The sequence below is a fragment of the Adhaeribacter rhizoryzae genome (assembly GCF_008629685.1).
Taxonomy (GTDB): Bacteria; Bacteroidota; Bacteroidia; order Cytophagales; family Hymenobacteraceae; genus Adhaeribacter; species Adhaeribacter rhizoryzae.
Genome location: NZ_VWSF01000004.1, coordinates 219,910 through 237,418, shown reverse-complemented (window position 1 = coordinate 237,418; position 17,509 = coordinate 219,910). Strand labels below are relative to the sequence as shown.

15 protein-coding genes and 1 pseudogene are annotated in these 17,509 nt (G+C 38.8%); 6 read left to right on the top strand and 10 right to left on the bottom strand.

Annotation, left to right across the window (positions count from 1 at the left end):
* The first annotated feature begins 53 nt into the window (after positions 1-53).
* The 4 genes from F0145_RS07905 to F0145_RS26820 all read left to right on the top strand — a co-directional run bounded on the left by F0145_RS07905 (position 54) and on the right by F0145_RS26820 (position 5,563).
* Positions 54-893 carry a Hachiman antiphage defense system protein HamA gene (locus F0145_RS07905; RefSeq protein WP_150087769.1) on the top strand — a complete coding sequence of 280 codons (840 nt, stop codon included), beginning with the start codon at positions 54-56 and terminating at the stop codon, positions 891-893.
* Entirely contained in the window at positions 890-4,261 is a 3,372-nt protein-coding gene (locus F0145_RS07900) for a DEAD/DEAH box helicase (RefSeq protein ID WP_150087768.1), read from the top strand. Before F0145_RS07905 ends, F0145_RS07900 begins: the two co-directional genes overlap by 4 nt.
* Positions 4,262-4,788: 527 nt before the next feature.
* The gene (locus tag F0145_RS26825) at positions 4,789-5,166 is read left to right on the top strand and encodes a type I restriction enzyme endonuclease domain-containing protein (RefSeq protein ID WP_317133168.1); all 378 of its coding nucleotides are present in this window, start codon (positions 4,789-4,791) and stop codon (positions 5,164-5,166) included.
* Entirely contained in the window at positions 5,144-5,563 is a 420-nt protein-coding gene (locus tag F0145_RS26820; protein WP_394349577.1) for a type I restriction enzyme endonuclease domain-containing protein, read from the top strand. The genes F0145_RS26825 and F0145_RS26820 overlap by 23 nt, the downstream gene beginning before the upstream one ends.
* Positions 5,564-6,100: 537 nt before the next feature.
* Here F0145_RS26820 and F0145_RS07890 read toward each other — a convergent pair.
* The 8 genes and pseudogenes from F0145_RS07890 to F0145_RS07855 all read right to left on the bottom strand — a co-directional run bounded on the left by F0145_RS07890 (position 6,101) and on the right by F0145_RS07855 (position 13,189).
* The gene (locus F0145_RS07890; RefSeq protein WP_150087767.1) at positions 6,101-6,979 is read right to left on the bottom strand and encodes a sterol desaturase family protein; all 879 of its coding nucleotides are present in this window, start codon (positions 6,977-6,979) and stop codon (positions 6,101-6,103) included.
* Between the two features lie 20 nt (positions 6,980-6,999).
* On the bottom strand, positions 7,000-7,965 hold the full coding sequence (locus F0145_RS26135) for a redoxin domain-containing protein (protein ID WP_190277492.1): 966 nt from the start codon (positions 7,963-7,965) through the stop codon (positions 7,000-7,002).
* A 355-nt stretch (positions 7,966-8,320) separates the two neighbouring features.
* Positions 8,321-8,764 carry a hypothetical protein gene (locus tag F0145_RS07880; RefSeq protein WP_150087766.1) on the bottom strand — a complete coding sequence of 148 codons (444 nt, stop codon included), beginning with the start codon at positions 8,762-8,764 and terminating at the stop codon, positions 8,321-8,323.
* A 297-nt stretch (positions 8,765-9,061) separates the two neighbouring features.
* Positions 9,062-9,475, bottom strand: a complete 414-nt coding sequence (locus F0145_RS07875; protein WP_150087765.1) for a DUF6691 family protein — start codon at positions 9,473-9,475, stop codon at positions 9,062-9,064.
* 3 nt (positions 9,476-9,478) lie between these two features.
* On the bottom strand, positions 9,479-10,036 hold the full coding sequence (locus F0145_RS07870; protein WP_150087764.1) for a YeeE/YedE family protein: 558 nt from the start codon (positions 10,034-10,036) through the stop codon (positions 9,479-9,481).
* A gap of 106 nt (positions 10,037-10,142) precedes the next feature.
* Positions 10,143-11,485: pseudogene (locus F0145_RS07865) on the bottom strand (MBL fold metallo-hydrolase).
* Positions 11,486-11,609: 124 nt separating this feature from the next.
* Complete coding sequence (locus F0145_RS07860) at positions 11,610-12,410, bottom strand: sulfite exporter TauE/SafE family protein (protein ID WP_150087763.1); 801 nt, start codon at positions 12,408-12,410, stop codon at positions 11,610-11,612.
* A gap of 131 nt (positions 12,411-12,541) precedes the next feature.
* On the bottom strand, positions 12,542-13,189 hold the full coding sequence (locus F0145_RS07855) for a Crp/Fnr family transcriptional regulator (RefSeq protein ID WP_150087762.1): 648 nt from the start codon (positions 13,187-13,189) through the stop codon (positions 12,542-12,544).
* 337 nt (positions 13,190-13,526) lie between these two features.
* Here F0145_RS07855 and F0145_RS07850 point away from each other — a divergent pair, with 337 nt between their 5' ends.
* Positions 13,527-13,976, top strand: coding sequence for a hypothetical protein (locus tag F0145_RS07850; protein WP_150087761.1), 450 nt, complete (start codon positions 13,527-13,529; stop codon positions 13,974-13,976).
* A 218-nt stretch (positions 13,977-14,194) separates the two neighbouring features.
* Here F0145_RS07850 and F0145_RS07845 read toward each other — a convergent pair whose 3' ends face one another.
* On the bottom strand, positions 14,195-15,409 hold the full coding sequence (locus F0145_RS07845) for an aminopeptidase (RefSeq protein WP_150087760.1): 1,215 nt from the start codon (positions 15,407-15,409) through the stop codon (positions 14,195-14,197).
* A gap of 533 nt (positions 15,410-15,942) precedes the next feature.
* On the opposite strand from F0145_RS07845, the gene F0145_RS07840 reads away from it, so the two are divergent.
* The gene (locus tag F0145_RS07840) at positions 15,943-16,200 is read left to right on the top strand and encodes a hypothetical protein (protein WP_150087759.1); all 258 of its coding nucleotides are present in this window, start codon (positions 15,943-15,945) and stop codon (positions 16,198-16,200) included.
* A 31-nt stretch (positions 16,201-16,231) separates the two neighbouring features.
* Here the strand turns inward: F0145_RS07840 and F0145_RS07835 are convergent, their stop codons facing one another.
* Positions 16,232-17,440 carry an acetate/propionate family kinase gene (locus F0145_RS07835; protein WP_150087758.1) on the bottom strand — a complete coding sequence of 403 codons (1,209 nt, stop codon included), beginning with the start codon at positions 17,438-17,440 and terminating at the stop codon, positions 16,232-16,234.
* Positions 17,441-17,509: the final 69 nt, after the last annotated feature.

Genomic DNA, 17,509 nt, shown 5'->3' with positions numbered 1-17,509 from the left:
TTTTATCAAATCAATAAAACTTATTGACAATATTTAATAATCAGAATTAAAGAATGGGAAAAACACATCAGGAACTTTTAGGAGATCATCCTTGCCTACCAAATCAATTTGGAAAATGGTTAGTTTGTAACGATGTTGCAAGAACAGCCACAAAATGCCACCGTTCTTTAACTGCAAATGATTCAACATCAGCTGATGAGATGATTGATTGGTTAGCAAGCAAATTAATTCATCACCATTACTCAGATTATAGGCTAAGGAAGCTTAAAGAAAAATTTAGTCAACTTGGTTTTCCGAAATATGCTGAACAACACCGAAAGCTTCCTAGAGTAGATAAAGTTAAAAAAGGAAATGCTACCGAGATTTTATTAACTGAGTATGTAGAAGGATGTTTAAATAAACCACTTGTTAAAGCATTTAAGTTAAAATATAATCCCAATGTAGATCAGGCTATAAAAGGTGATGATACATTAATGGTTGAAATTATTAGAACATCAGATGAAGAAAAAGTTAAAATTTATTTAGGAGAAGCGAAGTTTAGAAAAAAACCAAGTAAAAACGTTGTGGAAACAATTTGTTTGTCACTTGGTAAAGAAAAATTTCCAATTTCTTATTCATTCTTGGTGGAAGAATTAGCCAAAGATGCTTCTACAGAAGAATTAGCTGATATTTTAGATAATCATTTTATTGATGAGATTAAAGGTAAAGGAGATTTGATTTACACTGGGTTCTTACTTAGTAATTCTGAAACACATGATGTTGTTGAAAAACATTTAGGAAGTGATAACCCAACATTTATTCTAGTATCAGTAGGATTGGAAAATCCTGAAGATCTTATTAATAAAGCTTTCGAGAAAGCAGAAGAATTATTATCAAAGCCTTTAGCTTTATGAAAGCAGAAATTGCAATAACTAAACTTGACAATATTGAAAAGGATGGATTAATTCAGAATTTAATTGCACAAGCGAATTCTAGATATATTCTTTTAAATACTTCTGAAAATTCAGACAATTTTCCTCCGTATACAATATCTGATGAAAGCCTTAATTTACTTGGTTTTTACTATTTAAATTTAGGTTGCTCCATCGCCGAAGACAACAATCTTGAAAGTGCTCTGTCACCATTAGAAAAAGGCGCCTCTATTCTTGAATATACTAATAATTATTTAGCAAGCAAGATGTTTGTAAGTAATTATTATGGGCTGATTTCAGCGCTTGCCTATTACGTTTGTTTTCAATATTCCAAATCATATATCCTAACAAAAAAATTAAATTCAGAAACTGTCATTTCTAAGCTTTTGTATCTATTTCTTCGAAGAGATTATTACAACCTGACAATAGAAATTGACAAATTAATGGTTGATGAATCCTATTCCGATGATTATTTAGCATCAAATACTGATAATTTAGAAAGTGACACAAAAGTTTATGAATTAATCATTGCAAAAGCCTTAGACCGTTTGGTTGATTACGCTTATAATGGGCAAGTGGAATCCATTATGGCTGCAAAAGAATTACTGAAAGCTTTAAAGGAAATTGCTGAAGTAAAAAATGATCCTGGAATTTGGTGGATTGTAAGATTACTACTTTTGATTTCTGATAGTTTTAAAGAGGCTTCATTATGGAATACATTAGGTATATTCTTTGACATACAGAACAATATAGTTAAAAAATATATAAATTCTTTGACTAATCTTCAACCAAATGGGGTATTTGAGCTGTTTATTACACAAAGGAAATCTCTTAATAAAGTAATAGATTCTGATGGCATAGGATGTGTGATAAGTATTCCTACAAGTAGTGGTAAAACTAGAATTGCTGAACTTGCCATTTTAAATTCATTAACCAATTTTCCTGACTGTAAAATATTGTATATTGCTCCATTTGTTTCCTTAGCTTTTGAAGTTGAAACTTCCTTAGGTAATATTTTTAGAAATTTAAATTTTACTACTTCTCAATTATATGGAGGAAATTTTTATAGCAAATTGGATGAAAAAGTAATTCAAGAATCCCATATAATAATTGCTACTCCTGAAAAATCAAAAGCTATTTTAAGAGGAAATAATGATATTTTAAATCAGATAAAATTAATAATTGTAGATGAAGGGCATTTATTGGGACCAGATAAAAGACTTATAATAAATGAAATTTTTTATGAGGAACTAAGATATTCATTATCGAAAAACAATGGGAAATTTCTCTTACTTTCAGCTGTTTTACCGAATGCTGAAGAGCTCGCTGAATGGCTCACTACCAAAGATGGGAATGTTTATAAAGATAAATGGAGGCCATCAGATGAAAGACTTGGAACTTTAGAATGGACTGGGTCTGCTGTAAATATTTATTGGAAAAACAATGATTCCGAAAGGGAATCATTCAATAAAAGCTTCATAATAAAGGAAAAACAAAGCTTTTCTAGGAAGATTTATCCTAAAGATAAGAATGAAGCAATTACAGCAACAGCATTTAAATTAAAGTCTTTTGGTAAAGTACTTATTTTTGTTGGCTTAAAGAAGTCTGTATTTAAATTAGCCGAAGCTTATAATAATTGTATTGGTATAGGCGCGCCAAACCATGTCTGGAAAAATAGCCAAGACTGGAAGATTTTTGAATTATCCTGCATTGAGGCATATGGAAACACTGACGATAATCTTTGGCTGAAATATGCTCGCAAGGGGATTCTTTGCCATAATGCTGATTTGCATTCTGACGTAAGACTTCCGCTTGAACGCCTAATGCGGCTCGATAATCCTTTAGTAATAATTTCAACCTCAACATTAGGTCAAGGTGTAAATTTAGGAGTATCATCAGTTATCTTCTCTACATTATCTCAAAGTGGATCACCTTTAACACATCGTGATTTTTGGAATATCGCTGGAAGAGCGGGAAGGGCATTTGTAGATCATGAGGGAAAAATACTTGTTGCAATAGATGTTTCTAAAAATGCTACAAAAAGAGAAAAGTATAGGAATAAATATAAAAGAGAAGAAGTACAAAAGTATTTTAATAAGGAAAAAATTGACAAAGCAGAAAGTGGAATTTTATTTTTACTAAATGCTTTAAAAAATATAGCTAATAATCAGGGGGTTTCGTTTGAGCTTTTAATTCAACTTATAACAGAAAATAAATTAAAGGAAATTGATGAAGAGGCAAATATTATTGAAGAAACACTTGATTGGATTGATGACGCCTTGCTTTCTCTTCATTTAATAAATAATAATGAAAGTGAAGAAGAACTATATGATTATAGTTGGATAGAAGAATATTTTAGGGGTTCATTAGCATATATTCAAGCTTCTAGGCATCCTTCTTTAGACGGAGAGGATGTATTAAAATTCTTAAAGGCAAGAGTTGAAGGAATTGTTAAAAAGGTTGGTAATAGTAAATTTAGATGGAAGTCGTTAATTGATTCAGGTTTACCATTAAGTAGTGATCTTCTAATTGAGAAGATGCTTCCTCAAATAATAGAAGGAATAAATAAATTCTATGAGGAGGGTTGGACGACAGAAAATTTAATAAAGTTATTAAAAAATGTTGAAGAGTTAGTAAAGGATATACCAATTATTCGAGAAGAAGGAGATGAAATTTTAAGTGATAATATAGATCTTATTAGAACTTATTGGCTGAAAGGAATTTCTTTAAATCAAATTCTATTATTGCATAATGCACGGTCTATAATAAAGGGTTTATATACTTACAAATTGCCATGGATATTGAATGGAATAGCAAAAAAATTACGGCTCAGGGATTTAGAAACTGAAGCAGAGGTGTTAGAAGAGTTATCCATTTTAACAGAAGCTGGATTACCAGATTTAAAATCTGTTAAAATTTACCAAGCAGGTATAAGGTCCAGAACAGCCGCAGTGGAAATAGGTAAGTATTTTGAAGATGAAATTTGGAAAAAAAGTATTAGAGAATATAAAATTGCAATAATTCTAAATGAAGGTGGGATTGTAGAAAAGATTTCCCCAAGTACTATGGAGTGGATTAAGATACTTATTGCTCAAAATGGGAAGCAAGGTAATGAAATAAAGAAAATTTCCGATTTTACCTTTGGGAAAGTACATGAGAAAACGGAAATCCTTTTAGCTCGAAGAATCAATAATAAGCAATATTTAGTAAGCCCTGACAAATCCTTCATTAAAGAAATTATTAAATCAGATATAGATTTTAAATCTGTTAGCAATTTTTCTGGAATTTATTTTAAATATAACCAAGAAACGAAATTTTGGCAGATGCAGAAAGATAATCCTTATATATAAGTTATCGCAAAATTATATAGTTAGGGTTTATAATAGTTTGCCGCCGCGCAGTAATAACCGACGATTTTGCCCTCGAAATCCTAATAAAAGGTTTATTGGTGCCGGAGTGCCTGCTGACCTACATCCGGTTTTATATTTTCCACGAATATTATAAAGGCCAACTTTTAAAATAAACGCTAAATAACACCAGTTTTTTGGTAATCAGTTGTAAACTACAGCGGCGAACAGGGCCAGGCTACCATCGATTTAGAAGAAGCCTTTGCCTTCACCCAGGAATTTATCCAGGACCTACAACAGCATTTAACACCCTATTTTTCCACGCCTATTGAACAGTCCCCCTTCGGAGGGGGTAGGGGAGGACAACTACTTATGCCGATGCCAATACCCTAGCCACCGCCGCCGAATCGCCCTTAACCTATACTTCGCCATTAGCCTCCGGAGAGTCGCCGGTTTTAGGTACGCCGGGGCATAATCCTCCCCCAACCCCCTCCGAAGGGGGACAGCACGGAACACCGGATTATGCGGCTTTGACCGGCGAATCGGTTTTGGATCGGTTTGGGTGGAGTTATTATAGTTGGCCGTATTTAAAGGAAGGTGATAAGTTTAAGTTAGTGATGCGGGCGGTTAATATTTTGGTGGCCGATGAGGAAGTGTGTAAGCAATTTATGCAAAATGAGAAGAAGCTAAGCGCCCTGGTGCCCATTGTGAAAAGCCACCCGAATATTAACGAAGTTGCCGTGGATATTTTGTTCTTTCAGCACGTAGGGGCAGCGGTGCGGAAAATAAAATACCCGCAAACCAACATTAAGAAAAAAGAAAGCCAGATTAAAGAACGCATTCACCGCAGCATCGAAAAGCGAAGCCGTAATAGACGTGTTCCAGATGGCCGGCATCGACCGCTTTGATATTTCTATTATAAACGACGATTTTCTGGCCACCGCCAAAGAACAAAAAACCGGCAACGAGCTAAAACTGGAACTGCTGCGCCAGATTCTGAACAATGAAATAAAAGTCCGTTCGCCCAATAACCTGGTTAAATACCGCAAGCTGAAAGAAGAAGTCGAGAAAATTATTCAGGGCTACCACAACCATTTCTTCGATAGCTTAATTGCCATGCAAAAGATGCGGGACTTAGCGTCCAGCCTACAAAACGAGGATAAAGTACAGCAAAGCCTGGGCCTGACCGAAGACGAAGAAGCTTTTTACGAAATATTGGCCAAACACCCCAGCGCCATTCAGGATTTTGAATTAATTAAAGTGATTGTAAAAGACGTTACCAGAGTAATTAAAAAGAATGCGTAGCAGCCGGATTGGTATAAGAAATCCGATACCAAAGCCCAAATAAGGTTATCAGTTAAAAATATTCTTCGGCGTAAAGCATTACGGAGGAATTACAGGAAATTCTGGCCGAAATTAGGGAACAGGCAGAAGAACGGTACAAAGAGTGGCAATTTTTTGTGGCCTGATAAAAATTACCCAAAGCAATATTCTTTCCGGCAAAGTAGGGGCAAGGGCTTGGTTTATTACAGGTATAACCAGTTTAGGCAGAAGATTCTTTTGGAATTCTTCAAGTTTTATAGAACGACAGGTTGGTAAAGCTTTTTATTGTACTGCTATGAAACATCATAGTTATTATTTGGTATTACGATTGGAGTAGTTTGGAGGAATTTAAAACCTAAAATATTCCCTTATAAGCTCAGCACGCAATAGCATAGCATAGCATAGCATAGCATACTTATTTGGGATGGGTTTTTAGAATAGATATGCATTGCAAAAGACCTAGTGCTGCCAGGTCTTTTGCAATAATTTTTTCTGTAGTTGCTTAAGATAATTGCTGACTTATGCATTCAGCTTTTTCGAGCGGAATGGGTAAGTCTGTTGTTCTTTAAAGGAATTGGGGTATTTTTCTACTTCCTCAAAGCCTAGCTCAATATCCCGGCCATCATCCGGCAGGTAAGCCGTTCGGAACAAATAATCCCAGATACTTAAAGTAATGCCGTAATTGGCGCCATATGGGTATGGCATCTGTTTGGCATGGTGCCAGATGTGCATTTGCGGGTTATTGACCAGATAGCGCAATGGCCCCAGAGGAATCTTAAAATTGGAGTGGTTAAAATGTCCGATAGCCGTGGCAAAAATATGAACGACGAAAAAGTCCTGAATGCCTAAACCAATCATGGCCAGCGGAATATATTCTAAAGTCCGGTAAATTACTGTTTCCATCCAGTGAAAACGCAGGTGTGCGCCAAAACCCATTTCCTGCACGGAGTGGTGCAGTTTGTGAAACTCCCAGAGGTAATCTACGCGGTGCAACAACCGGTGTACGTTCCACTGAATAAAATCCCGAACAATGAACAGCGTAAGTAGTTGCGCCCAAATTGGCCAGGAATGAATTTCAAAAGCCACAATATTTTTTAACCTAAATAGCGCCAGCAAATCGTTAAAAGCCTGCACCCCAATGTTTGATACGGCATTAAAGCCCACCAGGGAAAACAAGAAAAAGTTAAAGAACATGTAAAAACCATCGAGCCAAAAGTCCTGCCGGATTTTGGCCTGATGCTGCCGCCAGGGCATAAATATTTCGAGTAGCCAGAAAAATAAGGAGATGCCTAATAGCCAGTAAAAGTAATTTCCCCAACCAGGGTTTAATATTTCTTTTAACAAGTAATTGCCATAGCCCGTAAAAGAATTGATGAATAATTCGAGGTATGTTTCCATAATAAAGTGCTCGCTAAATTTTACAGGCTAAACGGTAGTCCTGCTTTTTTTAACCCCGGAAAACCATCGGTAACATTATACACCAACTGAAACCCCATTTCCTGCATCTGTTTAGCCGCCTTGCTGCTGCGGCCACCCACCGCGCAATAAACCAGGTAAGGCTTGGTTTTATCAAGCGTGGAAAGTTGGTTTACAAAATCCGGATTATTATAATCAAAGTTTAAGGCATTATTTAAATGCCCACCCGCAAATTCCTGACCAGTGCGAACATCCAGGATAATAGTTTTGGGCTGTTTAATTAGCAGCTTTTTAGCTTCCTGACTATTTAATAATTTTGGCTCAGCGACCTTTGTATTCGATAAGCTTATACCCGGCTGCGTCATTTTTAATAAGAATTCCCGGAATTCCTGATTGTCATAATCTGCCATACCGTCTTTGCGGGCCACAATTTGCCCCTCGGGCGAAATAATAAAGGTAGTTGGGATAACCTGCGCTTCGTAGGCGGCCGGCAGCGGACCGTTAGGGGTATAAACCGGGAAAGTAAAGTTTCTTTTCTGAATAAATTTCTGCGCTTTGGCCGGATCTTGATCCAAGGATACCATTACAAAAGCTATTTTATCTGAATTAACTTTCTCGTACAAACTTTGAATATTGGGCATTTCGGCAATACAAGGCGGACACCAGGTTGCCCAGAAATTCATAAATATTACTTTCCCTCTCAGCGATTCCAGTGAAGTCTGCTCCCCGGTAAGGGTCCGCAAATTAAAGTTATAATCAGCAACCCGCGTGGGCGCGGCATTGGCGGCTGGGGAAGTGTTTTTGTTTACTTCTTCTACATCGGGCTTTATGATACCTGTAGCCAATATTATTCTTTGAACCTGACCAATTACTTCGGTATGAAGTCCGGTCAGGTACAATATTCCAAAAATCAGCAGGGCAAATACCCAACCCGGTAATTTCTTAAACCAATTTATTATATTATTCATCTTCCGTTTTTATTTAACAAAATAGAGTTACCAAGCCGTTTGAAAAGCACCAGCGAACCTTATTTATCTGTAATTCAAATTTAACTTATGTTATAAGAATGTTTTTAACTTAAGTCTCTTATCTGTTAAAAGTGCTATTGTAACTACCTCCACGATTATTCTGAAATAAGCATAGTTCCGGCATTCTTCGTGTTTTTACCAGCAGGAATAATTCTGATAAAGGTATTATTAACCAATGCTTGCTTTTAAATTAAAATATTAGAAAAGCGCCGCTGATCTTGCCGACTAGGCAAACAGAAACAGGTTAAGCCACGGGCCAGCAGGCACCGGGCTAAAATAAGAGCAGAAAAAAAAATCAGATTACCAGTTGGCGGTACCGCAGAAACAGCGGAATTTTAGCGGCCAGAATGCCGCCGGAAAAAGTAGGCAGCAAGATTTTATTACCCTTGGCAGCCAGGAGTAACAGGTAAAGACCAGCCAGGGATATTATTAAAAAAAGGGCCGGATTCTTAAAATCAAAATTTCGAAAAAAGGAGCTGGTTTCTACCTTATCCAGGATGGAATGCACCATTTTGGTACAAGCCAATTCAAAGTTAGCAGCGGAAACATTACCGGTAATTTGCCTCGGAAACTGCGTTGCAGCGGAGTGGCTGCCGGCCGGAACAGGCAGCGAAAAAATAGCTTTGAGCTCCCGTTTTATTGGGCAGGAAATCAATAAACACAAAGTTAAAAACAGCAACGCCGCTGCCCGGAAAGGCCGGCTTTTATAGCTGTTTTTAAATGAATATTGATTCTGCATGGGTTACAAAAGTAAATTTTAAAGTTAGCAAATAAAAATAATACCCATTTTTGGGTTAATGAAATAACCTGTTTAGCGTTCCGGGCAATTTGTTCAGCGTGTTTCTAAATCATGCGTTCGCCGCCTTAATAGCCAATCCGATAAATATTATTGCCTAATCTGAGTAAATGTTAACCCAAGGTAATTTGGACCTAAAAACTGCAAAAATGAAAGCTGATTTTGCCGCTGGCAAACTAATCTAAATTCCAATACGAAACGCCAAACTGGTTCTAAACTTATGGCTGGTTACAAATAAATTTAATGCGGCAGTTTATCTTTAATAAAACCATAAAAATAAGTCCCGAGTAAAGAGCCAAAAATAACGATAAACATAGCAAAGTACCCATAGCCAATATTTACAAACATCGGTCCCGGGCAAGCGCCGGTTAAAGCCCAGCCCAAACCGAAAATAGTACCACCAATAATATACCGGAGCCAAGTCTTATTTTTATCCTGGAAGGCAATTACGTTGCCTTGCGTATCTCTTAGCTGGTATTTTTTAATCAGGTAAACGGCTATAACCCCCAATACTACGGCCGTACCAATAATACCATACATGTGGAACGACTGAAAGCGAAACATTTCCTGAATGCGGTACCACGAAATAGCCTCGGATTTAGCCATTATTATCCCAAACAAAATACCAGCAGTAATATATTTTAAGCCTTTCATGCCTTAGAAAATTAATGGTAATAATAAATGGGTCATGATTAAGCCGCCCACAAAAAAGCCAACTACGGCTACCAAAGAAGGTATTTGCAAATTAGATAAACCGCTGATGGCGTGCCCGGAAGTACAACCACCGGCGTAACGAGCCCCAAAACCTACCAAGATGCCGCCCAGTAGCAGAATTAAAAATCCTTTTGAAGAGGTAATAAATTCAAGACCAAATAAACCGCTAGGATTGAGCTGGCCATCAAAAACAATACCTAATGATTGCAGGTCGGTGATAGTAGCCGCAGATAACCGCAACGGTTCCTCGCTCTTCAGCACGGTAGAAGCAATAATTCCGCCCAGCACGGAGCCGAAAAGAAATAATAAATTCCATTTTTGTGTACGCCAGTCGAAATCAAAAAATTTAACTTTTTTACCTGCCCCAGCAATAGTGCACATGGTTTTCAAATTGGCCGATACCCCAAAAGATTTGCCGTAGAACAAGAGTAATACCATAATAAAAGCAATGGCTATTCCCGAAGTATACCAGGGCCAAGGCTGTTTAAGCAATTCCAACATTTTTATTTTTTAAAAGTGATATATGCTAACCTTAATATAAGGTCAAAAATTATTAACCAGATGATGTAACGAGCAAAGACCATTTATAAAGGCCTTTACCATTAATTTATTTTTGCTTTAACTCCATTACTGCTTCGCTCATATCGAGTACCTCCACCGGCAACAAGCTTGCCAGAATACTGCTGCCAGCCGCCGAGCGGTAGCCCCCAGCGCAATGCACCACCACCGGTTTACTGGTCGCAATTTCGTGAGCACGTTCCCTTAATTCGGGGAGGGGAATGGTAATAGCCTGGTCAAAAATTTACCAGCCTTTGTTTCACTACTGTTGCGGATATCAACCACCGTATAAGCATCTTGGTTGGCCTGGAAAGTTTCCTGGTTAAAGACTTGACTTATTTCGCCGTTAGGCTGATCATAAACAAAGGCCGCTACTACTTTTAGCTCGTAGCCAATTTTAGCAGCTTTTTCCAGCAACTCGTTTAAAGCGGCCTCTGATTCGGCTACTAAATAATATTGCTCTTCCGGGCCTACAATGCTGCCCAGCCAGGTCTCAAACTTATTTCCGAGCTGAATGTTAATCGCACCTTTTATATGGCCTTTCTTGAATTGATCCTGCGGACGCCCATCTATTATTAGTATATTCTCGTTCTTCAACTCAACATTTTTAGCCAGCCTTTTTATTCCTTGCAGGGTTTCATGGTAGGCGGGGGCACCTTGTTTGTTAAGGCCCACATCGTACCCGAAATATTTGGGTACAAAGGGTTGGTCTTCGGTCAGGAGCTGCACAAATGTTTCTTCACGCATTGGCTGCAAAGCATAGTTGGTCTTTTTCTCTGTGCCAATGGTGCTGCTGCTAGCTTCGCTCAGGCCTTTCCCGCAAAGCGTGCCGGCACCGTGGGCCGGGTATACGAGCACCTCATCGGCCAGTTTCATCAACTTTTCGCGGGTGCTGTAAAATAGCTGGCGAGCCAGTTCTTCTCTTTTGGCGGTAATGCTGCCCGCACTTTCGCGGAGGTCTGGCCGACCTACATCCCCAATAAAAAGTGTATCGCCGGTAAACACGGCTACGTCTTTGCCTTCGTGTTCCAGCACAATGCTAATGCCATCCGGCGAATGGCCGGGGGTATGCACTGACTTCAACTTCACCTCACCAAACTGCAGCTCTGCACCCTCGTCGAAAGCCTGGTGCGGGTAATCTGCACCAACCAGGCTGTGCGCATAAATAGTGGCTCCTGTTTTCCGGTGTATTTCCAGGTGCGAACTCACAAAATCGGCGTGCGGATGCGTTTCTATTACCCCTACAATTTTAGCATTATGCTTTTCAGCGAAGTTATAGTAAACCTGAGGATTTCGGGCCGGGTCTATTAAAACTACTTCGCGGGTGGTTTCACTCAGAACGGCATACCCGTATTGGGCTAACCCTTTATCTTCAAATTGTTGTATTTTCATGAATCTATTTTTAAAAAACAAATATTAATATTTTTAGTAGCTTATTAATTTTTGTACAAATTTAGCTTACACCTCAGCCTGGTTCAGTGATGTTTATCACATAAGCCCGAAATAACTTTAAATTCTAAAAAATTGGTAAAAGCTCTTTGATAACAATATAAATACCCATCAACAGCAAAAACCAGCCAAAGCCCTTTTTTAACTTCTCACCCGAAAGCTTCTTGCTTAGTAAGCCGCCCAAGTAAATTCCAGCAATGGCAATTAAGGTAATGGTAATTAAGAAAGACCATGCTATATGAAAATGCCCGATATCGCCGGCAAAACCAATTAAGGAGTTGAAGGTAATAATAAGCAGGGAAGTACCGATGGCTTTCTTCATGGGCAGTTTAACTAGCAATACCAAAGCGGGTATTAGTAAAAAGCCCCCGCCGGCACCCAATAAACCTGTAACCAAGCCAATAGATAGTCCATACCCTAAAAGTTTAAAAAAGCGGATACAATCGGTACATTCTCTTTCGGGTGCGGCGGTCTTTGGATTTTTAATCATACTCACCGCGGCTATTAGCATGAGTACCCCAAATAATACCATGGTTAAGAACGACGCGGTAATGGTAAATTCACCTATGGAAACAATTTGTTCTGGAATAAGCGGTACCAGAAATTTGCGCGTTACCAATACCGTAAAGATAGAAGCGGATCCAAAGTACAGGGCAGCTTTCAGGTTAATTAAACCTTTGCGGTAATTATTAATAGAACCAATCAGGCTGGTGCTACCCACAATAAAAAGGGAGTAGGAAGTAGCCAGTAAAGGCGGAATACCAAATAAGTATACCATTACGGGAACGGTAAGGATAGAACCTCCACCGCCAATTAACCCTAAAGAAATTCCAATTAATGCCGATGCCAGATACCCCAGTATTTCCATAACTAAATTATTATGGCACAAAGGTACTGGGTCAAAAAAGGGCATTCCGTGACTTAAGTCACGGAACGAATTTTAGGCATAGAAATAATAATTGGTAAGAACTAAACTTAATCCAATATTACATTTTAAGGCTAATTGCTATCGAGGTCAATAATTTCAATATAATTCCGATGCAATTGCAGGGCTCCCCGCTGTTCCAGTTTTTTGAGCAACCGCGATATTACCTCTCGCGAACTGTTGAGTTCATCGGCTATTTGTTGGTGGGATAATTTTACCTCGTGGCCTTGCACTTGCTGGTAGCGCTTCAGGTAAAACAAAAGCCGCTCATCCAAAGCTTTAAAGGCAACACTATCCAGGGTTTGGAGCAATTCTTCGAAACGCTGGCGGTAAGAAGAAATAACAAAATGGTTCCAGGTTTTATATTTACTTAACCAATTCTCGGTCAGATGAGCCGGCACCAATATTACTTCGGAAGGTATTACTGCCCGCGCTTTAATGCCGCTTTGGTCGTTGCGCACGGTACACATAATAGACAGGGCACAAGCATCACCCGGTTGCAGGTAATACATTAAAAATTCATTTCCTTCTTCATCTTCGCGGTACACTTTTAGCAACCCATCCGAAACCAGGATAGTAGAGCGAATAAATTGCCCGGTTTGCAGCACGTTTTCCCCTTCAGCTAACTGCCTGATAGTACTTTCCTGGCTTATTTCGGTAACTAATGCATCCTCTAAGTGCCTGAACTTTTGCTGAATTACTGCTTTGGTATCCTGCTCCATTTAGAAATATTTACAAAATATTAAAAATCATATTTTTTCGGAAGAAAAAATTATTGAACAATTATTACTCAAACTAATATTAAGAGTTTAAACGTTGTTATAGTACTTTGTTTCCTGCATATTATATATTTCCTATACCCACAAAATGCAAGTAGAAAGAGCTTGTTAATTTTAAAATATTGGGGCCATATACCGGAAAACAGAATAAAAATTAACTACTTTGAACGCTAATACCGAAATGCGGCGAAAATGAATATTTCTTTACAATACCACGCTACTACCAGAAAATATTAACTTTTCGTATGCTAGTACAAAAGAATTACGCTGCTGCTAAGTTATGAAACTACTTACTTTTATTCCGCTCCTGTTCTGTTTATTAGGATTAAGTTATCCGGAAAAGCAGGAAGTTGCTATGTCACAAAGCGATCAACTTAAAGGAACCTGGAAGCGTGATCGTATTCAGATACAATACATCGTGGATAGCCATTTGGTACATGAACAGGAAATTACTGCCGAAAGCGGTAACATTTATGATTTTGAAGAGGAGAAGGTTCGGGTGAAATATCCGGATGGTACTTCTGCGCAGGGCACTTACGCCGTGGTAAAGGAATATGAATCGAAAAAGGTAATATTAAATTTACCCGGCAATACTACCACTTACACCCTCATTGCCGTAACCCCCACCCGTATGATCTGGCAAAGAGACTTGGATGATGTATATTATAAAGAAGGCTCCACCCAAAAATCAGCTGAGCGGGCAATTTGTACCGAAGAATTTAAAAAGTAAGCAATTTGGATGGGGTAACAGAATTATTCCCGCATCACCGGTTTTTACAAAAAAGCTTCTGCCTGGAAGGTAATACAGGCAAATAACCGGCGAAGTTTATTACCTGTACTAACAACTTAAGCAAAAGATTATTTTGGAATTCTGGAAATTCTGCGGAATGAAGAACAAGAAAAGCTATTTGCTGTTCTGCTATACAACCTGTTATTTACTATTTGTTATTATTTGCTAGCCACCGAATTAGTAACCAGCTTGCCATCTTTAACAATAATTTTACCGTCTACGGCAACAGTCGCTTTTTCTACAGGAATGGTAGTTCCTTCTTTAACTTTATTTTTGCCGCCCATCCAGTCATTGCCGCCAATATGAATAAACACCATTCCTTCCGCTTCGTATGGCCGGAAATCTTGTTTTTCATCGCTCAACACCTTCATGGCCGGATTTAAACCAATAACAAGGCCACCGAACTGGGTAGCAGCCGGTTGCGCTTCTTTTAAACGCTTTTCCAGAAATGCCTGGTTGGTGGTGGCTTTTACCGAGCCTAGTTTCCCATCCTGAAATTGGTAAACTGCATTGGTAATTTTAACCGGTCCCTGGTTGCCAAATTGCCTGTCCCGGGCGGCAACTATTTTTCCGCTACCCGAACTTTCATCACCAGTAACTAATAATAAACCCGTAGGCAGGGCAACCATCCGGTCAGACTCTACCGAACTTTTTAAATCAGCTTCCGAAATAATACCATCATCAATGGAAGTAGGGCGGCCAGCTAGCATAAATGTGAAATCGGTACCATTAGTCGTTGTTACCTTAACTTTCTTACCGGCTTGTAAAATGGCGGCAATTTGTTTGCCTTTCGCAGCAATGGCCTCATTATCTACGGCCATGGCTTCCATTATCATTTTCTCGTAAGTGTTGTAGGCAATACCTTCGGCTTCTGCCATTTTTTTATTAGGCAAGCCAATGTAAACCTCCCGGAAGGTTGCCATGTTTTCGGGGGCGCCATTATGGTATTCCTTTATTGCATTACGGCGTTTTTCTGCATACGCCTCCGGCGCCTGTTTATAAATATTCGCGTAATCTATACTATTGGCTATATAAATAGTAAGGTCGGCTTTATTATCCAGTTTATGCAAGGCTTTATGGTGCGCTACCAAGGCTTCTTCGGGTACGCTTAGTGTACCGGCCTTGGTTAACTTTTCGGACTCCAGCATAATAACCGGGAAAGCTCCTTTTTTATGTATTTGCTCTCCCAGCGATTCCAGAAAATTAAGCTGATCTTTATCGCCCTTTAAAATTATTGTTTCACCAGCATTAACCTTCGAAACAGTATTAACAATTCTGTTTACCAGTACCTCAGTAGGCATATTGGGCGTTTGGGCAGCCAGTTGGAAACTACCTGCCAGAAATAAACCAGAAAATATTAGTTTAATATTCATTATAATTGGCTTTAAAGATTTACAAATATTAATAGATAGCTACATAGAATAGCGCAGCAATGCGAAAGACACCATAAATGACTGTTTAATAAGCCATTAAAGACTAACAGCGGAGCAAATAGAACCGGTAAAGAAAGTGATTAAAATAAAGCTGGTAAATAAATGTAAATATTATTTAACCAAAAAACAACATAAAACCTATTAAAATTTATATAAATATTATTCTTATAGAAATTATAATAACCTTTAGCTATTAATTCTTCAAAGCTGGCCAGTTTAATAGCGTAGGCATGCCAGTTAAGCGCAACATTGTATTGCCCGGGTGCTTTAGCCCCGGGTTTTGAAAAATATATTATACCCCTGACTAAAGTCAGGGGCAATTCAAAGTCAGGAGATATTTTAATTTGCTAATGGTATGAAATTTACTTTCGTAATTTTACTACAGCGTAGGCTTTGTTACATTAGCGGTTATTAAATAAAAAAATGTAAGCTTTTTTTGATACCTACCTTATACCTGCAAATTGCTTTATACCTTGGACGACACAGATAATCTATTAGAAATACCGGTTACTTACAAAGGGGAGGAGCTTTCTTTTACTGGCAAGTTAATTTTAAGTGGCTATATCCATAAAATACAGGTAGATGTAACCGGCCAACAAGTAATATTTGAGCCAGATGAAGAAAGAAATTACCGGGTAATAATAGACCAGTCTCAGTTAGAGAAAGGTGTACAACTGGATGTTGCCCTGCTACAGGCCATTGCGCAGGTTTTAGAATCGGTGATTAAATAACTATTAACCTAGCCGGCAATAATTCTTTAGTTCAGGCAGTTGTGCTGGTTAGTAAAGCATTGCATTGTTGGGCAATTTCGAGTTCTTCGTTGGTGGGAATAACCAATATTTTTACCGGCGCCTGGGCGTGGTTAATTTCTCGTAAATTATTAGCTGCTGTTTGGTTTTTTTCTAAATCTAACTGAATACCCAGGTAAGTCATATCCTGGCATACCAATTCCCGCACCAGTGCATCGTTTTCGCCTACACCGGCGGTAAAAACCAATGCATCCAGGCCGTTGAGTACCGCTGCATAAGCACCTATATATTTTTTTATGCGGTAAGCATATAATTGGTACGCCAGTTGGGCCTGCTGGTCACCGGCTGCAATAGCTTTGGTAATATCGCGCATATCGCTGTGCCCGGTAAGGCCCAGCATTCCGCTGCGTCGGTTCAGCAGCATATTTACTTGTTCGGGATCGTAGCCTAACTGGTTTATTAAATGAAACACAACAGAGGGGTCAATATCGCCGGAGCGGGTGCCCATGATTAAGCCACTTAAGGGACCAAAGCCCATGCTGGTATCTACTGATTTGCCGTTTTGCACGGCTGCCATGCTGCAGCCATTACCCAGGTGTACTGTAATTATTTTGCTGTTGGGTTTGCCTAAATATTGCGTTGCCTGTTCGGCTACGTACTTATGACTGGTGCCATGAAAGCCGTAAACCCGAATACCTAAATCGGAGTAAAAAGAATCGGGAAGGGCATACCGGAAAGCTTTTTCGGGCATAGTCTGGTGAAAAGCCGTATCGAAAACTGCCACCTGGGTGGCATTGGTAAATATTTTTTCGGCTACTTCTATGCCTAATAAATTGGCTGGGTTGTGGAGCGGCGCTAAAGGAAATAATTTTTTTATATCGTCTTTAACTGCTTTGGTAATAATGGCTGTAGCCGAAAAACTTTCGCCGCCGTGTACTACCCGGTGACCTACTACCTGAATTTCTTCGGGATTTTCAATAACGCCTATTTTGAGGTCGGTTAATAGAAACTTTACTTGTTGCAATCCGGCTTCGTGGTCCAGCATATCCAGGGTGCGCCTTACTACCCGTTCTTTCCCATCTATATAGGTTTTGTGGGTAATAATGGAATTTTCCAGTCCTAAACGTTCAATCAGGCCGCTGCAAATAGGGTTAGGCGAGGGTAATTTAAACAACTGGTATTTAATGGAACTGCTGCCGGAGTTAACAACGAATATATTCATGCCGAAGGTTTAGTTTCTCTGGGTATTACAACCAGTAAAGCTATTTTAGAAAATTCTACTTTAAATATT